The following is a 21,152-nucleotide window of genomic DNA, read 5'->3' as shown; positions in this document are numbered from 1 at the left end:
TCCTGCGAAGGCGAAAGGACTAGCACCGCATGACCGAAAACTCACCCATGCCGGCGCTCGCGACCGATGAAAATTTCCTGCTTGACGACCGTATCCGCGGCGTGCCGCCCGGCACCTTCGGGCTGGACAGCAGCCTTGTCGCATCTGAGCGCTGGCATCCGGCTGATGGGCGCATGTCGTTGCCGGTGCTGACCCTCGACGAGGAGGCCTTCATCGCCAATCGCGACCTGTTTCTGCGCTACGCGCGCGAACAGGGCGCCATGATCGCGCCGCATGCCAAGACCCCGATGGCGCCCGACCTTGCTCGATCGTTGGTAGAAGCCGGAGCATGGGGCACGACCGTCGCGGATATCAGGCAGGCCGCGGTGATGCTCAGAGCCAGGCTCCCTCGGCTGATCATCGCCAACGAGGTTGGTGGATCAGGTGGCGCGAACCGGCTCGCAGCCCTTGCCGGTGCCTGGCCAAGCGCCGAGCTCTTCGTCTTCGCCGACTCTGTCGCCGCCGTGAATGCACTTGCCGAAGCCTGGAGGGCCAAAGCGACGCTGCCGCCGTTGCGCGTGCTCGTCGAACTCGGTGCGGGGAGGGCAGGCGCGCGGACCACTGCCGAAGCCGAGGCGATCGCTGATGCAGTTGATGCAGCCGGCGGATGGCTGCTGATCGCCGGCGTCGCAACCTACGAAGGTGCCGCGGCGCAACCCGATCCTGGCCGCACCGATGAGGCGATCTGCGATCTGCTGGCGATGACCGCCGACATGTTCCTGCGGCTGCGCGCCCGCGTCGGCGGCGATGTGCCGATGATCGTCACGGCCGGCGGCTCGGTATTCTTCGATAAAGTGGTCGCAGCGCTTTCGCCCGCCGTTTCCAGGGACGGCAATGCGACGCTGGTGTTGCGCAGCGGCGCCATCTTCTTCCACGACCATGGCATCTATGATCGCTCACTTAGCGCACTCGATGCCCGCAAGGGCTTTGCGGTCGGCGGTGTCAGTGTTTCCGCACGAAATTCGTTTCGTCCGGCTTTGCGCCTGTGGGCCGAGGTGCTGTCGCGGCCGGAGCCCGGCCTTGCGATATGCGGCATGGGCATGCGCGACGCGTCGTTCGATCAAGGCTTTCCGATCGTGCTCGCGGTCTTCCGGGCCGGCATGCCGCTGCCGGTAGCGCGCGCCGAGGTCTTCAAGCTCAACGACCAGCACGCCTTCCTGACAATCGCGCCGGGCGACGACATTGCCGTCGGCGACGTCGTTGAATTCGGCATCTCGCACCCCTGCACCTGCCTCGATCGCTATCGCGTGATCTTCGGCGTCGACGCGGCCGGGCATGTCCGACACGCCTTTCCCACCTATTTCGGCTGACCGGATATTGCGGCGGCCCAAAGCGAACTCGAAAGGATCCGATATGATCAAGTATTTCCAGTCCGGCTCCCGCATGTCGCAGGCGGTCGTCTATGGCGGCCTCGTCCACATCGCAGGCCAGGTAGCCGACAATCGCAAGGCCGGCATCGAAGACCAGACCAGCGATGTGCTCTCAAAGATCGAGGCGCTTTTGGTCGAGGCCGGCAGCAGCAAGTCGAAGCTTGTGGCGGTCAACATCTTCCTGCCGCAGATCGGCGACTTCGACGCCATGAACAGCGTCTACGATGCCTGGGTGGATCCTCAACGCCTGCCGGCGCGGGCCTGCGTCGAGGCGCGTCTCGCCGATCCCGACCTCCGCATCGAGGTCACAGCGATCGCCGCCGTCTGAGTTGCCGCCATGCACACCGGCCTCACCCATACGCTCGACTTCGACCGGGACGGCAAGACATCAGGTTATCTCAGCATTCCGTTCTCGATAGACCGTTCGCCCTATTTCCAGGTCAAGGTCCCGATCTGCCTCATACGCAACGGTGAAGGCCCATCGCTGCTTCTGATAGCCGGCAATCACGGTGACGAATATGAGGGCGAGCTGTCGCTGGCAAAGCTGATCCGCCGGCTGGATCCCAAGCGGATCAAGGGCCGCATCACCATTCTGCCGATGGCGAACGCACCGGCGGTCATGGCCGCCAAACGCTGTTCGCCGCTCGATGGCGGCAATCTCAACCGAGCCTTTCCCGGCGATCCGTTGGGCACCCCGACAAGCCGGCTTGCCAATTTCCTGGAGACGGAACTGTTTCCCCGCCACGACGTCATCTTCGATATTCATTCGGGCGGCACCTCGATGGAGCATCTTCCCACGGCGCTCATCGAGCGCAATACCGATCCCGACAGGCATGGGCGCGGGGTGGAGCTGATGCGGTCGCTCGGCATGCCGTATGGGTTCGTGGCCGACAATGGCCGGGCCTCGCCGACCTCAATGGGCGCAGCCCGCCGGGCCGGCGCCATCGGCGTCAGCGGCGAGTTCGGCGGCGGCGGCACCGCCACAGTCGATACGATGGCGATTACCGCTCGCGCGATCGACAGTCTGATGGTCGCCGTCGGCGTGCTCGAAGCGCCGGTCCTTGCGCCCGAGTCAAAGCCTTCGGCGCCGACGCGACTGCTCTCGCTTTCCCGGCACAATCAGGGCCTCTACGCCACCCGCCGCGGCTGGTTCGAACCCGCCGTCAGGCTCGGCGACGGCGTGAGCGCCGGACAATTGGCTGGCTGGTATCATGACCTCGAACGGCTCGATCTTGCCGAGGAAGCCCTGCATTTCGCCGAAAGCGGTATCGTACTTTCGCGCCGGCTGCACACGATGTGCGAGGCAGGAGACTGCCTCATGCAAATCGCCGAACCGGTGGAAGGCTGACGGGAGCCCAATCGGCGTTTGCTCACGGCGCCATTGCAGAAAACTGAGGATATTTCATGCAGCTTTCGATGTGGACCTACCCCTGGGATGTCCAGGATTTGGGCTTGGAGACGGTCGAACGCGATCTCGTCGAGCGTGCCGGGCTCAACATGATCAGCTTGGCGACGTCCTATCATGCCGGCCGGTTCCTGCAGCCGCGCAGCCCGCGCCGCAAAGCCTATTTCCCGGAGGACGGCACGATCTACTTCAAACCAACCGCCGCGCGATGGGCCGATCTCGTGATCCAGCCCAAGGTGGCGGACGTGATCACGGAAGGTGGCGACGTTCTGGCCGAACTTGTCCAACGGCGCGAGGCAGGCGGACTCCAAGTGTCATGCTGGACGGTCTGCCTGCACAACACCCGCCTCGGCATGCTTTACCCGCAAGCTGTCACCCGCAACGCCTTCGGCGACCCCAACTATTACAATCTCTGTCCGTCACATCCGGATGCGCGCGCCTATGTCCGTGCGCTGGTCGCGGATATCACGCATACTTACAAGCCGGACAGGATCGAACTTGAAAGCCCGTCCTTCATGGGCTTCGCCCACGAATACCATCACGAGAAGGATGGTGTCGGGCTGACGCCGGAAGACGACTTTCTTCTGTCGCTGTGCTTTTGTCCGTCCTGCCTCGCCCGCGCCGCTGCTGCCGGCATCGAAGGCCAGGCGGCGTGTGAGCTCGTCAGGCAGTGGATTGCCGAGGCGTGCGAGCGCGCGGTGCCTGAGCGGCGCTTTCCCGAATTTCCCGCAAGTGGCCTAGACGCCTTTCTGCCCTGGCCGCAACTCCACGCCTATCTGTTGTGGCGGTTCGAGCCGGTGACCAGCCTTGTCGCCGAGCTGCGCGAGGTTGCCGATCCGGGGACACGTGTCCTCATCATCGACCTGAAAGACGGCTGGCTCGGCGGCTGCGATCTGGCAGCGCTCGGCAAGGTCTGCGACGGGGCGATCCTGTGTGCCTACGATATGCAGGCCGGCGATGTCGCAGGCCTGACGGCGGCTGGCCGCACCGCGCTCGGAGCAGAGAAATTCCTCGGCGTCGGCTACCGGCTCTTCTATCCGGAAATGGCAGGTCCTGAAATCCTCGCCGCCAAGGTGAAACCGGCGCTGGCGCCGGACGTCGACGGTATCAATTTTTACAATTACGGTCTTGTCCCCGCCGCACGACTCGATTGGGTGCGTGCAGCACGACCTGTTTGAACAAATCGATCAATGTGCCGCAGTCTAGCTGTTAGTCCAGGTCCGGTCCTCGAACCGTGAACCTGGAACGGGACTGCCGGCTTTGCCGTAAGCGATCCATATGCGCCTGCCTTCCACGCTGCGTCGCGTAGGAGGCGGCAGATGCAGAAGGGTGCGCGACCGAAAAAGCCAGGTGACGTGACATGACAGCCGACGCCCTGTTGTCGCCGGCAGCGGTGTCCGGCTTCGTGTTCGGCCTCGGGCTTATCTTTTCCCTCGGCCCCCAGAACCTCATGCTGATCCAGGCGGGACTGACGCGCAGCCACCCCTTTGCGGTCGCTTCCACCGGTTACGTCTCGGAAATCGCTTTGGTGACCATGGGAATCGGCGGGCTTGGAACGCTGCTGACGCACCATCCCGCAATCTCCGGTGTTCTGCAGGCGGTATGCGCCGTATTCCTCGCCTGGTGGGGCGCGCGCACCTTGCTCAACATCAGCCGCAAACGCAGGACGGCAGCTGCCACGACAGGCGGCAAGTCCCGATCTCGGGCGATCGGGTCGATGCTTGCCGTCACCTGGCTCAATCCTCTGGTTTGGCTCGAGGCGATGTTTCTCGTCGGCGTTCTCTCGTTCAGCTACGGCAGCGAGGAACAGGCGGGGTTCGCAGCCGGGTTCCTCACGGCCTCCGCAATCAAGTTCTATGGCTGGAGCCTGGCCGGGGTGAGCCTGTCGCGCCGCTTCGACCGCCCGATCTACCGCAGGCGGATGGACGCGATCGCCGGTCTCGTTCTGATCCTGGCAGCCCTTCTCCTGGCTGCAAACATCCTGCACGGAGCTCGAGTGATGACCGCCGGACCGACGATAGCCCAGGATTTCGTGAGACAGCGCGGCATATAGACTTCAGCGCGTGTGCCGCACAAGATAGGGGTCGACCAAGGCGCGTATTTCCACAGCGGGCGCCGCTTCTCCGGCAGCACGCAGCGCCCGTTCGTAGCGCGCATAATCGTCGACCGCGCCTTCGAAATCATGGCGCGACAGCCGCTCCTTGATCAGCGCCTTGCAGACGGGGCCGGCATCCGGATAGAGGTCCAACGTCCTCAGATAGATCGAGCGCGCTTCATGGGCGTTGGTCGCCTCCAGCCGCTGGCCGATCCGCAATGCGAGATCGATCAGATCGCGACGCACTTTTTCAGCGGCGGCGAGCGACCAGAAGCTGGCTCGCTCGTGCAGAAACAGCGGACCGGGGAATGCGAGGAAGAGCGCTTCCGCTTCCGGGCGCAGTCCCGCCGCCCCGCCATTGACGGTCGTGACGGACCTGAGCCGTGTATCCCAGTCGGCGAGGTCGACCCAGACCTTGTCCGATGCGAGGCGAAGCTTGCTTTCGCGCTGGACGATGAGGTCGGTCCGCCCGAGCAGCTTGCGCAGCCGATGCAGCGCTTGCTCGCAGGCCGCCCGCGCCTGATCGCCGTCGAGGTCGGGCCACAGCCAGTCCTGAAGGGTCTCCAGCGAGCAGGTGTTGTCTTTCGAGATCGCCAGCACCCGCAGTATGTCGAGAGCCTTCGTCGGTGGCTTGGCGCCGAGAGGGAGAGGCTTTCCGTCGAGGTCGAGCCGAAAGCCTCCGAGAACGTGGACCTTGAGCGGCCATGGCCAGGCCGCGGGCCGCCGCTGCGGCACATCCAGCCGGCGTTCCCCGATCAGCGACCGGCAAAGCTTGGGCTCGATGCCGCGCTCAAGCGCATCGCCAAGCAGTTCGGCGAGCAGGCCCGGAACGTTGAGGAGCACCATTGGCCAGCTGATGTCGCGCAGCGCCTCCATGAAGAGCTTCAGCCGATCGCGATAGTGCGGATCCCCGTCCCACAGGCTCTCCAGCGCGGCCGCTGCCAGAATGCATATCTCAGTCCGTTTGCGGGCGCCGCCGTCCAGCCGCGGCAGCAAATCGTCGAGAAACGTGGCGGCTTCGCGCGGCTTCCTGTCGGCGAGCAGCACCTGGAACTTCGTGATATAGTGTGCCCAGCGCTCGACCATCGGCTCGTTGGCGGCCTCGCTCGCCGCCATGAAACGCTCGCAATCCTGATAGGCGGCCGCGAAATCGCCTTGCCTCGCATGAAGCGTAGCGTAGCAATTGGCGACGACGGTGACTTGCGTGCTGAAACGGCTGTCAGCGATCTCGGCCAGGCGCTCAACCACCTGCTGGAACTCGGCAAAATCGTTGCGGAACTTCATCTGCATCTGAAGGTGATAGAGGCCACCGAACTCCACGCCCTTAAGCGATTCGCGCTCGCCGATGGCGATCGCCTCCCGCAACGCCGCTTCGGCCGAAGGATAGGGAAAACCCCGTCTCTTGTAGGGAAAATAACGGCCGCTCTTGGCGCCAAACTCGACCAGCCACATGCCGAGGACCCAAGGCAGCATCTCCTTGTCGCTCAAATCGTCAACGACGCTGTCGACGGCCTTCGTGAACAAATCGGCCCGCATGATCGATACCGAATGCTCGATCAGGGATTCGCTGGCAAGCAGCCGCAAGCCGCTCGGATCCTGCTCGGGATTCCGGGTCAACCGCTGCAGGAGTTCGGTTTCCAGCGCTTGTCCGGCCTGGCTGTTGCCATAGTAGTCGTCGCCGAAGTTCAGCGCCCGCACCATGCCGATGCGCACCAGCATCGCTTCCTCCGAAGGCAGTTCCGGCAGGCCGCGCTCGATGATTTCGAACGCCCGGCGAGTCCAGGCCGAAAGACCCTCGTAGGTGCGCCAACTGTCCGTCTTGACCAGCACCGCGCGCGACACCGTAAGACAAAGCCCGCGCTGATCGTCGGCCTCGCCAAAGGCGTGCCATGCCTTCGACAGCCAGTGCTCTGCCGCCGCGTCGTCCGGCATGTGGGCCACGCCCAGCCAATAGAAATGCCAGCCATTCATGAAAGCTTCCGGCAACCGGCCGACCCATTCGATGAAGGTTGTCCGATGTCCCTGCGCCAGCACGGCCTCCGCCCGGCTCAGCATGAGTCCGTTCGCCCGGTCCCAGTCCTCTGCCTGCAAGGCGAGGTGTATGGCTTCGTCATAACGACCGGCGTCAGCGAGGACCTTTGCCGCCCTTTGTTTGAGCGACTTCTGCTCTTCAATCGGCACACGCTGCGCGAAGCGTCGGTCGAGGAAGTCCCGCAAGAGGTCGTGCAGGTGGAAGACGTCGCGGCTGTTTTCCGTTCGCGTGACCAGCAACTGTCGCTTGTAAAGCCTGTCGAGCAGCTTTCCCGCTTCGCCCGACCCGATCATAACGTCCGCCAGCTCGGCGCTGATCTCGGGCAGCAGGTTCAGCTTCAGGAGCATTTCCTGGTCGGCGGCGGGGAGGGAAAGGAAGAAATGACGGCCGAGAACGTCCGACAGGGTGTTCTGCCCGCCGGGCGCTGTCCCGTTCGTGTCGTCAGGTCCGACCGCCGAGCCGTGATCAGCGAGGAGAACCAGCCCGATCGCCCAGCCGCGCGCCGCTTCGACATCGACTGAAACGGCGCCGTTCCTCGAACGCAGCTTGACGAAATCGCGTGCTTCCGATGTCGAGAATTCGAGCGCCCACCGGTCGATAACGGCCAGTTGACCCTTGAGAACGAGATCGCCCAATTCCTCCTGAGGCAGCGTGCGCGAGACGCAGATGCAGCGGACCGTGTCAGGAAGTTCACGGAACATCACGGAAAGCACCGCCCGGAATTCGGGCGTGTCGGCATCGTGCAAATCGTCGAGGACCAGAATGGTGCCGGGTTTCAGCCGCGCGAAATAAGCCCTGAAGAAGCGCCTGGCGAACTCCTTCGGCTGCTCAGCATACTCCACGCCGAACACCGGCATGTCCGCGGCCGAGGCAAGTGACTGCGCCAGATATTGAAAGAAGCGCGCGATATCCTGGTCGCCCTCATCGATGCGGAACCACACATGCGGTGCCGCGACGCTTTCGAGGTAGTCGATGACCGCCGTCGTCTTGCCGTAGCCGGCCGGCGCCGCCACCCAGCATATGGTTGATCGCGATTTCAGGTCGATCGCATCGAGAACGCGGTTCCGCCTCAATATCCTGGCGCTGCGCGGCGCCGCAAGCTTGGCGATCCGGCCTGTGCCCGAGAGCGGGCGCTTCGCATCGGCTTCAACTGCGTCTAGGGCGGTCATGGGGGCTCCCGCTCGACCAATCATCGAGCGTCGGTCGTGCCGCCATGACCGTCCCGCCGCCCAGATTGACCTTAGGGTAGCGCAATCATGCGACAATTCGTAGGGGCTTCGCAGATGAAGCGGCAATGGGCCGATTCCGGGGGTGCGGACCCCGATCTGCGCAACCCGAAATCAGGCAGCAGACGGGGCCGAATTGCGAGAGGGATTGGGCGACCGGTCGATCCCGCGCTCCGTCTTCGACCAAATGCGGTAGACTTTCAGAACATTGCAATTCCCTCCGATTGGCGAGATCATGGGCTGCTTGGCAGTCCTTTCCAGACTCACGAGCTCATCGTTTGCGCGGCAGCATCCTCGCACATCGGTAAGGTCACCTAGTTTCCCGGCAGCTGATCTCCAGTTTTCGCGAGCTTGCCAGTTTTCAATCATGTGACCTTCTACGCCTTCCTTCTGGACAGCCATACGACAACCCGTGACCCGCAACAGACATTAGGAACGTCAGAGACGCGCTATTACCAGACATTGTGCGGCTCGGTGGCGCACGCTTGGGCGCGGACATTGTTCGAGAAAAGTTAAGTCTCGTAGTAGTGAAGCTCGAGCAGCAGGCACCCGGTATGCGACCGGAAGGGACCATGATAGACGCCAGGCGGCCGGCAGGCGTAGGTGTTCGGGGCAAAACTCAGCGACGGCTCTTCGACTGAAGATCCGCCGACGATGAGATCTCCCGATACGAGATAGACCTCTTCCCAGTATTCATGCACGAACGGCACCGTCGTATAGGTGCCCGGCGCAAACCGCAGCAGCCGCGTTCGGTGCCCGGTCTTGCCCGCGTCGTCGAGCCGGCCGGCGAGAATCTTCTGCTCGATGCCGGGCGGGTAACCAGGTGGCGAATGCCAGTCCTCCCCGGTCATATCGATCGTGTGAAATTCCTTGTGTTCCTTTCGGATCGGCATGGCATACCTCAAGCGGCAACCGGAGCGGCACGGTCGACTTCGTCGTCCAGCGAATAGCTGTCAAGCATGTGGTCGACCAGCTGCGTGCAGCGGTCCCAGTCGAAGGTGCGGAAGCTGTGCCCCTTAGTCACGAAGGTGGCGCCGGCATAGAACATCTCGTATTGCGTGTGGCGCGAGGCGAACTCTGAGCCGATCGCATCCCAGGCCAGCTTGAAGAATTTTACCCGGCCCTTCGACGAAGTGACCGGCGATTGCTGTGTCTTTTCAATCAGACTGCACAGCTCCGGATCGGCGAAATCCTGGACGGAAGACGGCAGCATGATCAGTCCACCGCCCGCCAGGTCGCGCAAGGCGAGGATCACCCCGGCATAGAGTTGCTGTGTCAGCACCTGAGCCGAATAGAGCGTATGCGCGTCGGGCACGAAATAGGCGCCAAGAATGCGGCCCTTCACCTCCATGGCGTGTACTAACGCGTCGACCATGGTGTTCTGAGCGGCAAGCACTCCCAGCGTCTCGCGCACCTGCGGAAAGTTGATGACGCCGTTGGTCTCGGCGATGCGCCGGGCGATGCCGACAAGGAAGCGCATTTTCACCATCAGGCGGATCTGCGCCTGGTAGTTCTGGAAGACATGCGCCGGCGTGGCATGGAACTGCCGTTGGCACATGGCGATGTCCCCGTTGATGAAGACGCGCTCCCAGGGAACTTTCACATTGTCGAAGTAGAGCACGGCATCGTTCTCGTCGAAGCGGCTGGCCAGTGGATTATCGAAGACACTGGCGGCGCTCTCCTCGTAGGATTTGCGCGACAGGATCTTTAGCCCGCCGGCATTCATCGGCACGGCGAAGGACACAGCATACGGCTCGTCGCCTTCGCGCAGCGGCTGGATGCAGGTGACGAACACCTCGTTTGCCATGATGCCGCCGGTCGCCAGCATCTTGGCGCCGCGGATTGTCAGGCCTGCTGCGTCCTGGTCGACGACGCCGGCGGTGAGGAAGCGGTCTTGCTGCTCACCCGCGGACTTCGAGCGGTCGGCCTGTGGATTGATGATGACGTAGGTGAGATAGAGTTCGTTGTCCCGGGCGTAGCGGTAATAATCGGCAAGTGCCGCGGCTCGCACCTTGTCATAGGCCTCGAAGACCTCGATCCCCATGAACATGCCGGAAATGCAGGAGGCGACATGGTCTGGGGCGCGGCCAAGAAAGCCGTAATGAAGCTCCGTCCAGGTTTCCAGCGCCTTGCGCCGTTCGACGAGCTCGGCATGGCTGCGCGGCAACTGCCAGATGCGATTGGCCCGCTGGCCGCCGCTATCGGGAACTTCAAAGGTCATCAACGCCCGGTTATCCGGCCGCGCCTGGAAGTCGTAGAGCGTGCCGACCGACCGGATCGTCTGGCGGAAGGCTGGATGCGTGGTGACGTCGCCGGCCGTCTGGCCATCGATATAGACTTGCCTGCCATCTCTCAGCATCTCGATATGCTGCGCCCCAGTCTTGATCATCTTACCCTCCGCGATCAGTAGTGGATGTCGAGCGGCCAAAGCGGCGCCGCGAACTCCGTTGGCTGCAGTGATGCGTAGCGCCCCTTGCCGAAAACGAGCGGTTGCCGGTCGGCGAAGGACTGAAAATGCTTCACCCTGGCGATGAACAGCTCGTGGTCGCCGGCTTCGTGCCTAGCCCACGGCTCACAGTCGAACAGCGCCGCCGCGCCGGGCAGCACCGGGGCGCCAGAGCGGCCTTGCTCGAACCGCATCCCCTCCCACTTGTTGGAAAGCGGCTTGGCGAAGCGGTTGGAAATGTCCTTCTGATTTTCCGAGAGGACGTTGATCGTGTAACTGGCGGCCTTCTGCCAGAGCGGTAAGCCGGCTGAACGACGGTCGATGCTGAACAGGACGAGGGGTGGATCGAGAGAGAGCGAGTTGAACGAACTCATCGTCATGCCGAGCTGCTCGCCATCGGCCACACAGGTGACGACGCAGACGCCGGTCGGAAACTGTCCCAGTGCCTGGCGGAACGCGCGCACGTCGAAAGCCGTTTCCCTGTCGATGATCATGCCCGGCCCTTTCGGCACCGATCTGTTAGATCACGATAATCAATTCACCAATTCCGTTGACCAACTGCCTGGCGAACCCCGCCGCCTTCCTCTTACTGCGCCGCAACCGCCGGACTGCGCTCGGCTGCAACCGAACCCCAGCCTGCCGCGATCGGCAGCCGCAACGCGACCAGCGTCCGCGCCAGATGCTGGGCGACGGCTGCGGCCGCCTGTTCGGGCTGTCCGCGGCGTATGCCCTCGACGATCGCTGCGTGCTCGGCAAGCACGCTGTCGCCGCGTCCGCCGGAGATTGTGATAGCGCGCACGCCCATCCGCAATTGGCGGTCGCGCAGGCTCTCATAGAAGTCGGCGAGCACCGGATTGCCGGCGGCGCGCACGATCGTACGATGAAAGTCCCGGTCACATTCGATGAACGCAACGGTGTCGTGTTGCACCTCCACCTGCCGGGCCATTAGCCTGTCGAGTTCCGCGGCAAGCATGTCGCCGAAGCCGGCCGCCTGCCGTGCGCACCACTCTTCCACCAAGCCGCGTGCCTGCATCACCGCTTCGATCTCCGTCTCGGTGATCGGCGGTACATAGGCGCCCTTTTTCGGCACAATCTGCAGGAGGCCGTCTGCTTCGAGCCTCAACAGCGCCTCGCGCACTGGCGTCCGCGACGTTCCCGTCTCGCGGCAAACCTCAGCCTCGGTAAGGAACGTGCCCTCGCGGCTAGGCAAGGTCAGCACATATTGCTTCAGCCAGCGGTAGACGATGTCCTGCGCAGCATCGGCGCGCTGGCCTATGGCAGGGCGTTGTGATTGATAGGGGTTAGTCATAGACAGAATGTATACATGTCGTCGACGATAAGGTCAAGCTAATTTTCGACCTGGCTGCGCCGAGCGTAAACGTCAAGAAATGGCGCTAGCTTCACATTCCGGTGTCAGCTCAGACGGCAAGATTCCATCCGGGGGCCTGTTGCATCGGGGTAACCAAGTGTGGCTTTTCACCACTAGTTTCCGGCAGCTGATCTCCTAGTTTTCGCGAGCTGCCTAGTTTTCAATCATTACGACAATTGGTAGTGGCTTCGCAGATGAAGCGGCAATGGCCGATTCCCTGGGGGTGCGGACCTCGATGTCTGCGTAACCGGAAATCAGGACGCGGAGGAGACTGAATTGTGTGAGGCAATGGGCGATCGGTGAATCCCGCACTCCATCTTCGACAGTCCGCTCCAGCGACCCGCGCGCGGATTGTCCGCGCTGCCGCACGCGACCGTGCAGGGCGCGCAGCCGATCGAGAGGAAGCCTTTTTCGAGGAGCGGATGCCGGGGAAGATTGTAGTGATCGAGATAGGCCTCGATCTGTTGGCGAGTGAAGCGGGCAAGCGGATCGATCTTCAGACGCCCGTCAGTTTCCTCGAGCGTCGGAACATCCGCGCGAAGCCCGCCATGATATCGCTTGCGACCGGAAATCCAGGCCTTGAAGCCGGTCATTGTATTTTCGAGCGGCAGAACCTTGCGGATGTGGCAGCACCGGTCCGGATCGCGGCGGTGCAGCGATCCAGCGCCGTCGAGCGCCCGCAAGACATCCGATTGAGGCGTGACGACGCGCAGATCGGTGAGGCCGAGCAGAGATGTCAGCTGCGCGCGATAGGCGATCGTTTCCGAAAACAGTTTTCCGGTGTCGAGCGTGATGACGGGGAGCGAACGGTCGATCGAGGCCGCCATATGCAGCAGCACCGCGGATTCCGCGCCAAACGAGGACACCAGCGCTATGTTCCCACAAAACAGGTCACTGACGAGCGGCGCCAGCAGCTCGGGTCCGTCGAGATGGTTCAGCTCTGCGATGAGGGCTTCATACATGGCGGTTCGGCCGATCAAAAACGGTGGTGGCGTGACGAGGCCGCATCATAGCTTCGCCACGAAATCGAGGAGCGCCTGGCGGTCGGTCTCGTCCAGGTCGAAGAAGCGGTCGCGCACGATCTGCGCTGTGCCGCCATGGGCGAAGACGGCATCGCGCAGCGTGGTCGCGCGGCCGTCGTGCAGGTAACGTTGGCGCAGGCGGATGCCGACGAGCGGCGTGGTCCGCCATTCGGCGCCGATGGCGTCGCCCTGGACGATCTTGTCGTCGAGCGCCGGCCCCATGTCGTGCAGCAAAAGGTCGGAGTAGAGCTGGACTTCGCCGTTGACACCCTCCAGCGCCGGCACATGGCATTTGGCGCAGCCGGTCGAGGCGAAAAGCCGTCCGCCATGGCTGCCGAGCATAGCGCTTTGGCTCGATGAAGGTGATGCGGCCCGGAAGGTCGCCGAGAACGGGATCAGCGCAGCATAGGCTAGGGCCGCCGACAGAGCCACCCCGACTAGGCCCACGCCGACCAGGCGCCAGGCGTCGCCGGCTTCTCCGAGCCGGCCGACCCGGGTGGTGATGCCAAGCGCGATCATCACCATCAGGAACAGGAACTGGTCGATATCGAGGATGACGCGGCGCAGTTGCGGATTGAGGGTGATCTCCGAATTGAGCATCACCACGCCGATGAACGCAACGATGAACCACGGGAACGGGAGCGGTGCGGCCTCTTGCGCCTTGCGACGGCTGCGAAACACCAGGCTGGCGGCCAGCAGAACCGGGACGAGCATCAGCACTTTGCTGAGCTTGACCAGCGTGGCGGTATTCAGTGCGCCGTCGGAAATGGCGAAGGAGGCGCCGTAGACCTGCGCCAGTTCGAAAATGCTCGCCCCGACGAACACACCATAGAGGCGGTCGTCGAGATGCGGCAGCCAACCGCCCAGGAACATGACCGGATAGGCGAGCAACGCCACCGTGCCGCTCAGCGTGATCAAGGCGATGGCGATGCCGGCGCTCTGGTCGCGTGCACGCACGAGCGCGGCCATCGAGAGGATCGCCGCGGCGCCGCAGACGGCGCTGCCGACCGCGACAAGCAGCGCGATCTCGGCGTCGAGCCTGAACAGCCTGCGCACGATGGCGTAGAGCAGCGTCAGCACCAGGATCAGCTCGATGGCCGCCACCGCGAGCGGCATGAACCCCAGGTCCAGGAACAGCCGCGTCGTGATACGGAAGCCGACCAGCACCACGGCGAGCCGCAACAGATAGCGCTTGGCGAAGTCGAGCCCTGGGCGCAAGGCGTCCGGACAGGCGAAGCTGCTGCCGATCAGCAGCCCGAAGAGCATCGCGACGAGCACCGGGTTGCGCGACAGCGGCTCGCCCAGTCCGCCGGCGATCCAGCCGGCCGCAAGGGCGAGTGCCGCAGCAACGATGATGCCGGGCAAGACGGGGCGCATTTTTTCCGGCGCATGGGAGAGCGTCAGGGCGAGGCTCATGGCTTTGCCCCATCGGGCAGGCGGAGCGCTCGCAGATAGGAGGCGACCGCATCGATCTGTGCGGAATCGCCCTCGATCGGCTGCGCGCCCGCCTTGCCGCTGACAGTCGCGCTGGTGACGCCGAGTTCGTTTGCGAAAGCGTTCGCCACCATATCTTCGAGGGTGGCCATGTCAGCCTTCCAGCCGTATCGGCCGACGCGCGATGCGCCTTGGGCGTCGACGACATGATGCGCGCGGCCTTTGATGCCGTCGCCCTTGCTGACCGCCTGCGCTTCGATGACGCTGTCGGGTATCTCGTCGATCCTGGCGATCCCGTAGAGAGCCAGCGGCATGCGCAGCGAGATCACATTGGCCTGGCGCGGCATCGCCGCCGGCACGGTCGCGTTGCCGGCGCCCCCGTCGAGTGTATAGCGCCTGGCGACCGGACTGTTGGGATGATCGATCGGAACCGCGCGCCCAGACCCCGGATCCATATGGGCTATTCTGCGCGCAAAGTGGCCTTCATCGACGCTCGCGCCGCCAGGGCCGGGATGGCAGGCCACGCAGGACGTTGCATTGAACAATGGGCCGAGGCCCATCCGCGGCGTGATATCGGTCTGGAACGACTTTTTTCCGCGCGCCGCAAGATTGGCGTCGGCGGCAGCGCTCTGTGTCTCCTGCGTCGCTGCCGCCGCGCCGTGCTCATCGAAGGCCCCAACCTCGACGAGCGCCCCTTCGTGGCCCGGAAATCCCGGAACCTCGCCGCCAATCGTTATCCAGATATGCTGTGCGTCCGCCGACGTCGCGATCGCGTGAAGGCGATCGGGCCCGAGGGGTCCGAGACCGGGAACGTCGATCGTCGCCCGGGCGAGAAGCCGGCCGTCCTGGCTCAAGCGCAGCAGCGAGCCGTCGCCGCGATTGGCGACGAACAGATCGGACCCTCCGGCCAGCGTCGTATGGCTCGAGAACTGCGGATTAGCGATTTCGGGAATGGCGGCGGCGACATCGACCGGGCGGTCGAATTCCGGCAGCGAGATCGTGCGGGCCCTGGCGACCGTGAAATGCCGCCGGTCGTCTTCCAGTTCAAGCAGCACCAGCCGGTCGCGGCCCGGATCGGCGATGTAGAGAGCGCGGTCCGGGTTCCACTTGAAGGCGATGCCGATGACGCCGGGATCGTCGCCGATGCCGTGGCCGGCACTCACCGTGCCACGGTCGGTGCTTGCCGTGCCCTGGCCGGTGCTTGCCGTGCCATGGCCGGTGCTTACCGTGCCAGGCCCGGCCAAGCCGTCGACGCCGTCCTGGACATGGATTTGAACAACGCCGCCATCCGCGGTGACGGCGGCGAAAACGGCAAAGCCGCTGCCTCCGGCGACGGACCGAGAAACGCCGTTCCGAGCGCGCCCGTCTGCATTCCGCCCGATGTCAGCTGGCCGCTTGCCCGATAATTCAGCAGCTTGCCAAGCCAGCCGCTGGGCTGTGCTTTCGGCGTCTGCTCGCGATCGGTATGCCGGCCGGCAAACACGCCGCCGGCCTCGCGGCTTGGCGCGTTGGCGAGTGGCGCACCGTCGGGGTCGACGACGGTGACGCTGCCCTCGCCATTAATCCCGCTAGGCGCGTTAGCGATCCAGGGCCTTCCGAAGGCGTTGTTGATCGAAATATATCGCGGTCCGGATGCGGCTGCGAAGCGCGCGGTTCGGGCTCCGGCATTGTACCGCTGGTTGAGAAACCGTTCGCTCTGCGCCGTGTAGAGCTGAACCCTCCCATCTCCATTGTTGAGCTCTTGCGGAACGATAATGGTGCCATCGGACTTGCCGGCGCGCGGATCGATGGACAGGATCGCCCCGGCCTCAAGCGCCGGATCGCCCGGTGGTGCGCCGAAATTGCTGCCCACGGCCACCAGAACCCTGAGCGGATCGAGCACCCGCCCTTCGCGCGTCGCCATAAGGAATTCCGGATTTCCCGGTATCGGCCCGCCGACATGAAAGCGCCCCACCTCGCGCACGCCGGCCACGTCGGGCAGCCCGACCGCGACGATGCGAGCGCTCAGGCGCCAATCGGGAGTCTGCTCCCCAGCGACACCCGAAGCCGGCAGCAGGCTAAGAAATATCGCCGCTGCCTTCGACCGCGTCCGGCGTGAAGAAAAATCCGACAGCACGGACCATCGCCGGGTCTGATGAGTCCCGACGAAATCTGTTGCGGCCACTGCACTGCCTGTTCGCATCGCGAGGTCTCCGCCAGTCGCAAGCGCTTCGTGACGCCTGCCACTCACGGTGCAACTTTCGAACACCCGCGCTTACGGATCGCTTACGGCATTCGGCGTGACTGGCTCGCCGAGCATGCTGCTATGATTTGAGGTCAGCTGCCGGCGCGAGTGGCAGGTCGTTCAGCCGGCCGGAACGCTCTCCAGTCGCTCTCTGCCGGCTTTTGCGATGAAGCTGCGCCAACCGCCATAGGCTGAAATGTCGACAGCCTGTGACAACCCGGCGGTTTCGACCAGGAAGCCTTTGGCCGATGTCCCGTCATCGAGCTCGATCGTGCCTATGCCGAGCGGCGGCGGGATCGCGGCCACGAAGCGTCCGAACGCGTCTGCTGAAAGCCGCCAAACCTCGACATCGATCGACTTCCCGTTGCCATCGGCAACACGCACGAGCCCCGGCTTCGGCACGGATTGGCCGGCGAGTGCGTAGAGCTGATAGGAAGCAACCGTCCTGGCGGCTCTGCTCAATCGCGCACCAAGCGCGCATAGTTGGCCGTTGAGCGGCATTCCCGACAGATGCGCGCCGACGACCACGATCTCGATCATGCCGTCATCGAACTCCGGGATTTTGGCGACATTGGCAGGCATCGCCCAACCTGTCGCGCCAAGGTCGAGACCGCTGGCCGCATGGAGCTCGCTGGCCAGCGTCGCCGTCAAGGCGTCCTTGCCGGCGGCGGCAAGCAAGGTGACGCTCATCGGCAGATCGTCGTCGCGCTTGCCCGTCGGTATGGCGATGCCACACATGTCGAGCAGATTGACGAAGTTGGTGTAGGTGCCGAGCCGGCTGTTGGTGACGATCGGATCGGCCAAGACGGCGCCGACGGTGTAATGCGTCGGCGCCGTCGGCACGCAGAAAAGGTCGACCGACGCTATGACCGGCGCGAGCCTGGCCTTGTAGGCCTGCAGCGCATAGAGGCCTTTGAAAGCATCCGCTGCGGAAAGTTTTCGCGCCCCGCCGATGATCTGGCGCGTCACCGGATGCATGGCTGCCTCGTTCACGTCCATGAAATCCGCGATCGCCGCATAGCGCTCGGCCACCCAGGCGCCTTCGTAGAGCAGGTTGGCGGTGGCGTAGAAATCGCCGAAGGGGATTTCGATCAATCGGCAGCCGAGCTGTTCCAGCGTCCGCAGCGCCGTTTCGAATCCCGCCTGCATGGCCGCGTCGCCAAAAAATTCCCGGTCCGTCTTTGCCGGAACGCCGACAGACAGCACGGATGGGCGCGGACCGAGCGGCGCCGCCGCGATAGCGCGCGAATAAGGATCGGCGTCGTCCTCTGCCGCCGCGGCCCTGAAGACGCTGTAGGCGTCATCGACGGTGAGTGCGAAGACGGAGACGCAGTCGAGCGTACGGCAGGCCGGCACGACGCCGGCGGCCGACAGCGCGCCGACCGTCGGCTTCAGCCCGACGATGTTATTGAGGCCGGCGGGGATACGGCCGGATCCTGCGGTATCGGTGCCGAGCGCGAAAGAAACAATGCCGTGCGCCGTCGCCACGGCCGAGCCGCACGAGGAACCGCCCGGCACCAGTTTCGGATCGATCGCGTTTCTCGGGATCGGATAGGGCGTGCGCACGCCGACTAGCCCGGTGGCGAATTGGTCGAGATTGGTTTTTCCGACGACCAGCGCGCCGGCCGCCCTCAGACGCGCGACGACGGTGGCGTCTTTCGCCGGCAAGTAGGCATATTCGGCGCAGGCGGCCGTGGTCGGCATGCCGGCAACATCGATGTTGTCCTTGACCGCGAACGGCAAGCCCCAGAGCGGCTTTGCCACGGGATCGAATCCGCCGAGTGCCTCGGCTTCGGCGAGCAGGTCCGCCTTGCCCGCCAGATGGATGAAGATGCCTGGATCGTCCGCTTTCGCTATGCGCTGAAACACGGTTTCAATAATGGTAGCGGCCGACATGCCGGAGGCATAGGTCGCGTGCAGGCTGCCGATATCGAAGCGGATGTCGCTCATTTCGCCTCGTCCAGAATGATCACCGGCAGATTCCACTGGATCAGCACGACGCAGCCGTGTTTCGTCCACACCGAATGCTCGGTCCCGACCGGGTTCAGGATCACGCTTCCGGGAAGATAGTCGCCATTCTCGTCGCTCTGGGTGCCTTCCAGCACAACGATGGTTTCCAGTGCGACATGGCGATGGCGCGGCACGCCGGCGCCGGGCCGATAGTTCAGGATCGCGACGGAGGGTTCGGCCGGTCCGCCCTTGAGCAGCCAATGCACCGTGATGCCTTCGCGAAAATGCTCGAATGCCAGATCTCGCCAGCCCCCATGGATGAGAGCCGGGTATGCAATGTTAGGCATCCGCAATTCCTTTGAGCACCTGGTCCGTCATCGCCGTCCAGCCGACGATCGCGCCCTGCGCCCTGATCATGGCCAGTGCGGCCGCCTTGAATTCCGGAAAATAGCTTTCCGTCGCATCCTCCGCCAGAAGGCATTCGTAGCCGCGGTCGTTGGCCTCGCGCATCGTCGTCTGCACGCAGACTTCCGTCGTGACTCCGGCGAAGACGAGCTGCTGCACGCAGAGCCGCTTCAGGTCCTCGCCGAAGCTGGTAGCGTAAAACGCGCCCTTGCCGGGTTTTTCGATGACGATTTCGCCAGGCAGCGGGGCCACCTCGTCGAGGATCGCCGTTCCCGGCTCGCCGACGACCAGCACGCGGCCCATCGGACCGACATCGCCGATCCGGATCGACGGATTGCCGCGATTGCGCTTGGCCGGCGGCAGGTCCGAAAGGTCTGACCTGTGGCACTCCATCGTGTGGATCACCGGCAGGCCGGCGGCGCGAAATCCCTGGATCAGTCTCTTCACCGTTGGCACGATCGCCACCACCCGGCCGACGTCGTTGCCGAGGCTGGCGCCGAAGCCGCCCGGCTCGGCGAAATCGCGCTGCATGTCGATGACGACCAGCGCCATCGCCTCAGGCTTGAAGGCAAACGGAAACGGCAGCGCGTCGATCTCTGCCATCAGTGATGTCCCGCCATGTGCTCGCCGATCGTCTGCACGCTCGCCTTAGCGATCGGCGTCTCGTAGACCAGCGCGCCGTCGGACATGACGAAGATGCGGTCCGAAAGTTCAAGGAGCTCATCGAGATCTTCCGACATCAGCAGCACCGCCGCGCCGGCGTTGCGCGCCTTCATGATACGGGCGCGGATTTCGGCGACGGCAGAGAAGTCGAGGCCGAAGCACGGGTTCGAAACGATCAGCAGATCGACCTCGCCGGTCAGTTCGCGGGCGAGCACAGCGCGCTGGACGTTGCCGCCGGAGAGCGATGAAATCGGCGAGGCGAGCGAGGCGGTCTTGACCTTGAACTGCTCGACCAGGCGCGTCGCATAGTCCCTGATGGCGCTCATCCTGATCCAGTTGATCGGTTTGCCGGCCTCGTTCAGGTCGAAGGTCCGGAAAGCCATGTTTTCGGCAACCGTCATCCTCGGCGCGCAGGCATTGCGCAACGGTTCCTCCGGGATGAAGCGCACATTGAGCGTGCGTGCCTCGGCGCGGCTGGCGCCGTAGGGCGATCCCTTCACCAGAACGTCGCCGGCATCACGCGTACGCTGCCCGGCAAGGACTTCTAAAAACTCCTTCTGGCCGTTGCCGGAAATGCCGGCGACACCGACGATCTCGCCGGACTTCACATCGAGCTCGCCGATATTGATGGTTTTCAGGCCGGTGCGGTCGGGCGCCTTCAGTGACTTCACCGTCAGAATTTGCCTGGCATCGGCCGGCACTGGAGCGCGCGAATCGAGCGCGGCAATCGGCTGGTCGCCGATCATCATCGCCGCCATCTGCTTGTGAGACAGCTCCGATACTTCCCCAGTTCCGGTCAATCTGCCCTTGCGCAGCACCGTGATGTCGTCGGCGAACGCCGTCACCTCGTGGAATTTGTGTGAGATCATCAGCACGGTGAGGTCGCCCGCCTTGGTCATGTCGCGCACGAGGCCCAGCACTTCCTGCGCCTCGCCGGGGGTCAGCACCGACGTCGGCTCATCCAGCACCAGAAAGCTGCGGCCGAGATAAAGCTGCTTGATGATTTCGAGCTTCTGTTTCTCGCCGGCGGCGAGTTCGGCCACTTTGACGTCGAGCGGCGCCTTGAACAGCATCCGCTCCATGAATTGGGCAAGTGCGGCGCGCTCCTTGCGCCAGTCGATAATTCCCGGCACCTTCTCGCGGGAAATGACCAGGTTTTCCGCACCCGTGAGCGACGGGACCAGGGTAAAATGCTGGTAGACCATGCCGAGGCCGAGCGCCGAGGCGTCCTTCGGACTGGCGATCGTGACCTCGCGGCCGTCGACCAGAATGTCGCCGGCGGTCGGGTGATAAAAGCCCATGATGCATTTGACCAGCGTCGACTTGCCCGCGCCGTTTTCGCCAAGCAACGCATGAAACGTTCCCGCCGGCACCTTTATGGACACGTCGTCGAGCGCGGTGAAGGCACCGAAGCGCATGCTCATGCCGATCGTCTCGACGCCGACGGCCTTCATGCCGCTTTCACGCATCAC

At 63.9% G+C, this 21,152-nt stretch carries 18 protein-coding genes; 5 read left to right on the top strand and 13 right to left on the bottom strand.

Annotated features, from left to right (window positions below; translation table 11 throughout):
* The first annotated feature begins 29 nt into the window (after window positions 1-29).
* From AC0L3N_RS20375 to AC0L3N_RS20355, 5 genes are all read left to right on the top strand, one after another.
* Window positions 30-1,349 carry an alanine racemase gene (locus tag AC0L3N_RS20375; RefSeq protein ID WP_473549236.1) on the top strand — a complete coding sequence of 440 codons (1,320 nt, stop codon included), beginning with the start codon at window positions 30-32 and terminating at the stop codon, window positions 1,347-1,349.
* A gap of 43 nt (window positions 1,350-1,392) precedes the next feature.
* On the top strand, window positions 1,393-1,737 hold the full coding sequence (locus AC0L3N_RS20370) for a RidA family protein (protein ID WP_473549235.1): 345 nt from the start codon (window positions 1,393-1,395) through the stop codon (window positions 1,735-1,737).
* 9 nt (window positions 1,738-1,746) lie between these two features.
* Window positions 1,747-2,757 (top strand): succinylglutamate desuccinylase/aspartoacylase family protein, encoded by a 1,011-nt coding sequence (locus AC0L3N_RS20365; protein WP_473549234.1) that lies wholly within the window; start codon window positions 1,747-1,749, stop codon window positions 2,755-2,757.
* Between the two features lie 56 nt (window positions 2,758-2,813).
* Complete coding sequence (locus tag AC0L3N_RS20360; RefSeq protein ID WP_473549233.1) at window positions 2,814-3,992, top strand: hypothetical protein; 1,179 nt, start codon at window positions 2,814-2,816, stop codon at window positions 3,990-3,992.
* A gap of 182 nt (window positions 3,993-4,174) precedes the next feature.
* Window positions 4,175-4,867 carry a LysE/ArgO family amino acid transporter gene (locus AC0L3N_RS20355; protein WP_473549232.1) on the top strand — a complete coding sequence of 231 codons (693 nt, stop codon included), beginning with the start codon at window positions 4,175-4,177 and terminating at the stop codon, window positions 4,865-4,867.
* A 3-nt stretch (window positions 4,868-4,870) separates the two neighbouring features.
* On the opposite strand, the gene AC0L3N_RS20350 is transcribed toward AC0L3N_RS20355, so the two are convergent.
* The 13 genes from AC0L3N_RS20350 to AC0L3N_RS20290 form a co-directional block, all read right to left on the bottom strand.
* Window positions 4,871-8,110 (bottom strand): winged helix-turn-helix domain-containing protein, encoded by a 3,240-nt coding sequence (locus tag AC0L3N_RS20350; protein ID WP_473549231.1) that lies wholly within the window; start codon window positions 8,108-8,110, stop codon window positions 4,871-4,873.
* 569 nt (window positions 8,111-8,679) lie between these two features.
* Window positions 8,680-9,060 carry a cupin gene (locus AC0L3N_RS20345; RefSeq protein WP_473549230.1) on the bottom strand — a complete coding sequence of 127 codons (381 nt, stop codon included), beginning with the start codon at window positions 9,058-9,060 and terminating at the stop codon, window positions 8,680-8,682.
* 8 nt (window positions 9,061-9,068) lie between these two features.
* Complete coding sequence (locus tag AC0L3N_RS20340; RefSeq protein ID WP_473549229.1) at window positions 9,069-10,556, bottom strand: 4-hydroxyphenylacetate 3-hydroxylase family protein; 1,488 nt, start codon at window positions 10,554-10,556, stop codon at window positions 9,069-9,071.
* A 14-nt stretch (window positions 10,557-10,570) separates the two neighbouring features.
* Entirely contained in the window at window positions 10,571-11,107 is a 537-nt protein-coding gene (locus tag AC0L3N_RS20335; RefSeq protein WP_473549228.1) for a flavin reductase family protein, read from the bottom strand.
* Window positions 11,108-11,199: 92 nt separating this feature from the next.
* Window positions 11,200-11,922, bottom strand: a complete 723-nt coding sequence (locus AC0L3N_RS20330) for a GntR family transcriptional regulator (RefSeq protein ID WP_123146842.1) — start codon at window positions 11,920-11,922, stop codon at window positions 11,200-11,202.
* Window positions 11,923-12,236: 314 nt separating this feature from the next.
* Complete coding sequence (locus AC0L3N_RS20325) at window positions 12,237-12,944, bottom strand: phosphoadenylyl-sulfate reductase (protein WP_473549227.1); 708 nt, start codon at window positions 12,942-12,944, stop codon at window positions 12,237-12,239.
* 45 nt (window positions 12,945-12,989) lie between these two features.
* Complete coding sequence (locus AC0L3N_RS20320; RefSeq protein ID WP_473549226.1) at window positions 12,990-14,420, bottom strand: YeiH family protein; 1,431 nt, start codon at window positions 14,418-14,420, stop codon at window positions 12,990-12,992.
* The gene (locus tag AC0L3N_RS20315) at window positions 14,417-15,682 is read right to left on the bottom strand and encodes a hypothetical protein (RefSeq protein WP_473549225.1); all 1,266 of its coding nucleotides are present in this window, start codon (window positions 15,680-15,682) and stop codon (window positions 14,417-14,419) included. Before AC0L3N_RS20315 ends, AC0L3N_RS20320 begins: the two co-directional genes overlap by 4 nt.
* Window positions 15,661-16,620, bottom strand: coding sequence for a hypothetical protein (locus AC0L3N_RS20310; protein WP_473549224.1), 960 nt, complete (start codon window positions 16,618-16,620; stop codon window positions 15,661-15,663). Before AC0L3N_RS20310 ends, AC0L3N_RS20315 begins: the two co-directional genes overlap by 22 nt.
* A gap of 162 nt (window positions 16,621-16,782) precedes the next feature.
* Entirely contained in the window at window positions 16,783-18,612 is a 1,830-nt protein-coding gene (atzF, locus tag AC0L3N_RS20305) for an allophanate hydrolase (protein WP_473549223.1), read from the bottom strand.
* On the bottom strand, window positions 18,609-18,959 hold the full coding sequence (locus tag AC0L3N_RS20300) for a cupin domain-containing protein (RefSeq protein ID WP_473549222.1): 351 nt from the start codon (window positions 18,957-18,959) through the stop codon (window positions 18,609-18,611). The genes atzF and AC0L3N_RS20300 overlap by 4 nt, the downstream gene beginning before the upstream one ends.
* A complete protein-coding gene (locus AC0L3N_RS20295; RefSeq protein ID WP_473549221.1) occupies window positions 18,952-19,620 on the bottom strand; it encodes a cysteine hydrolase family protein in 669 nt (222 codons plus the stop codon). The genes AC0L3N_RS20300 and AC0L3N_RS20295 overlap by 8 nt, the downstream gene beginning before the upstream one ends.
* Window positions 19,620-21,149 carry an ABC transporter ATP-binding protein gene (locus AC0L3N_RS20290; RefSeq protein WP_473549286.1) on the bottom strand — a complete coding sequence of 510 codons (1,530 nt, stop codon included), beginning with the start codon at window positions 21,147-21,149 and terminating at the stop codon, window positions 19,620-19,622. Before AC0L3N_RS20290 ends, AC0L3N_RS20295 begins: the two co-directional genes overlap by 1 nt.
* Window positions 21,150-21,152: the final 3 nt, after the last annotated feature.

Source organism: Mesorhizobium sp. WSM4807 (assembly GCF_055811615.1).
This window is presented reverse-complemented; position numbering and strand designations above follow the sequence as displayed.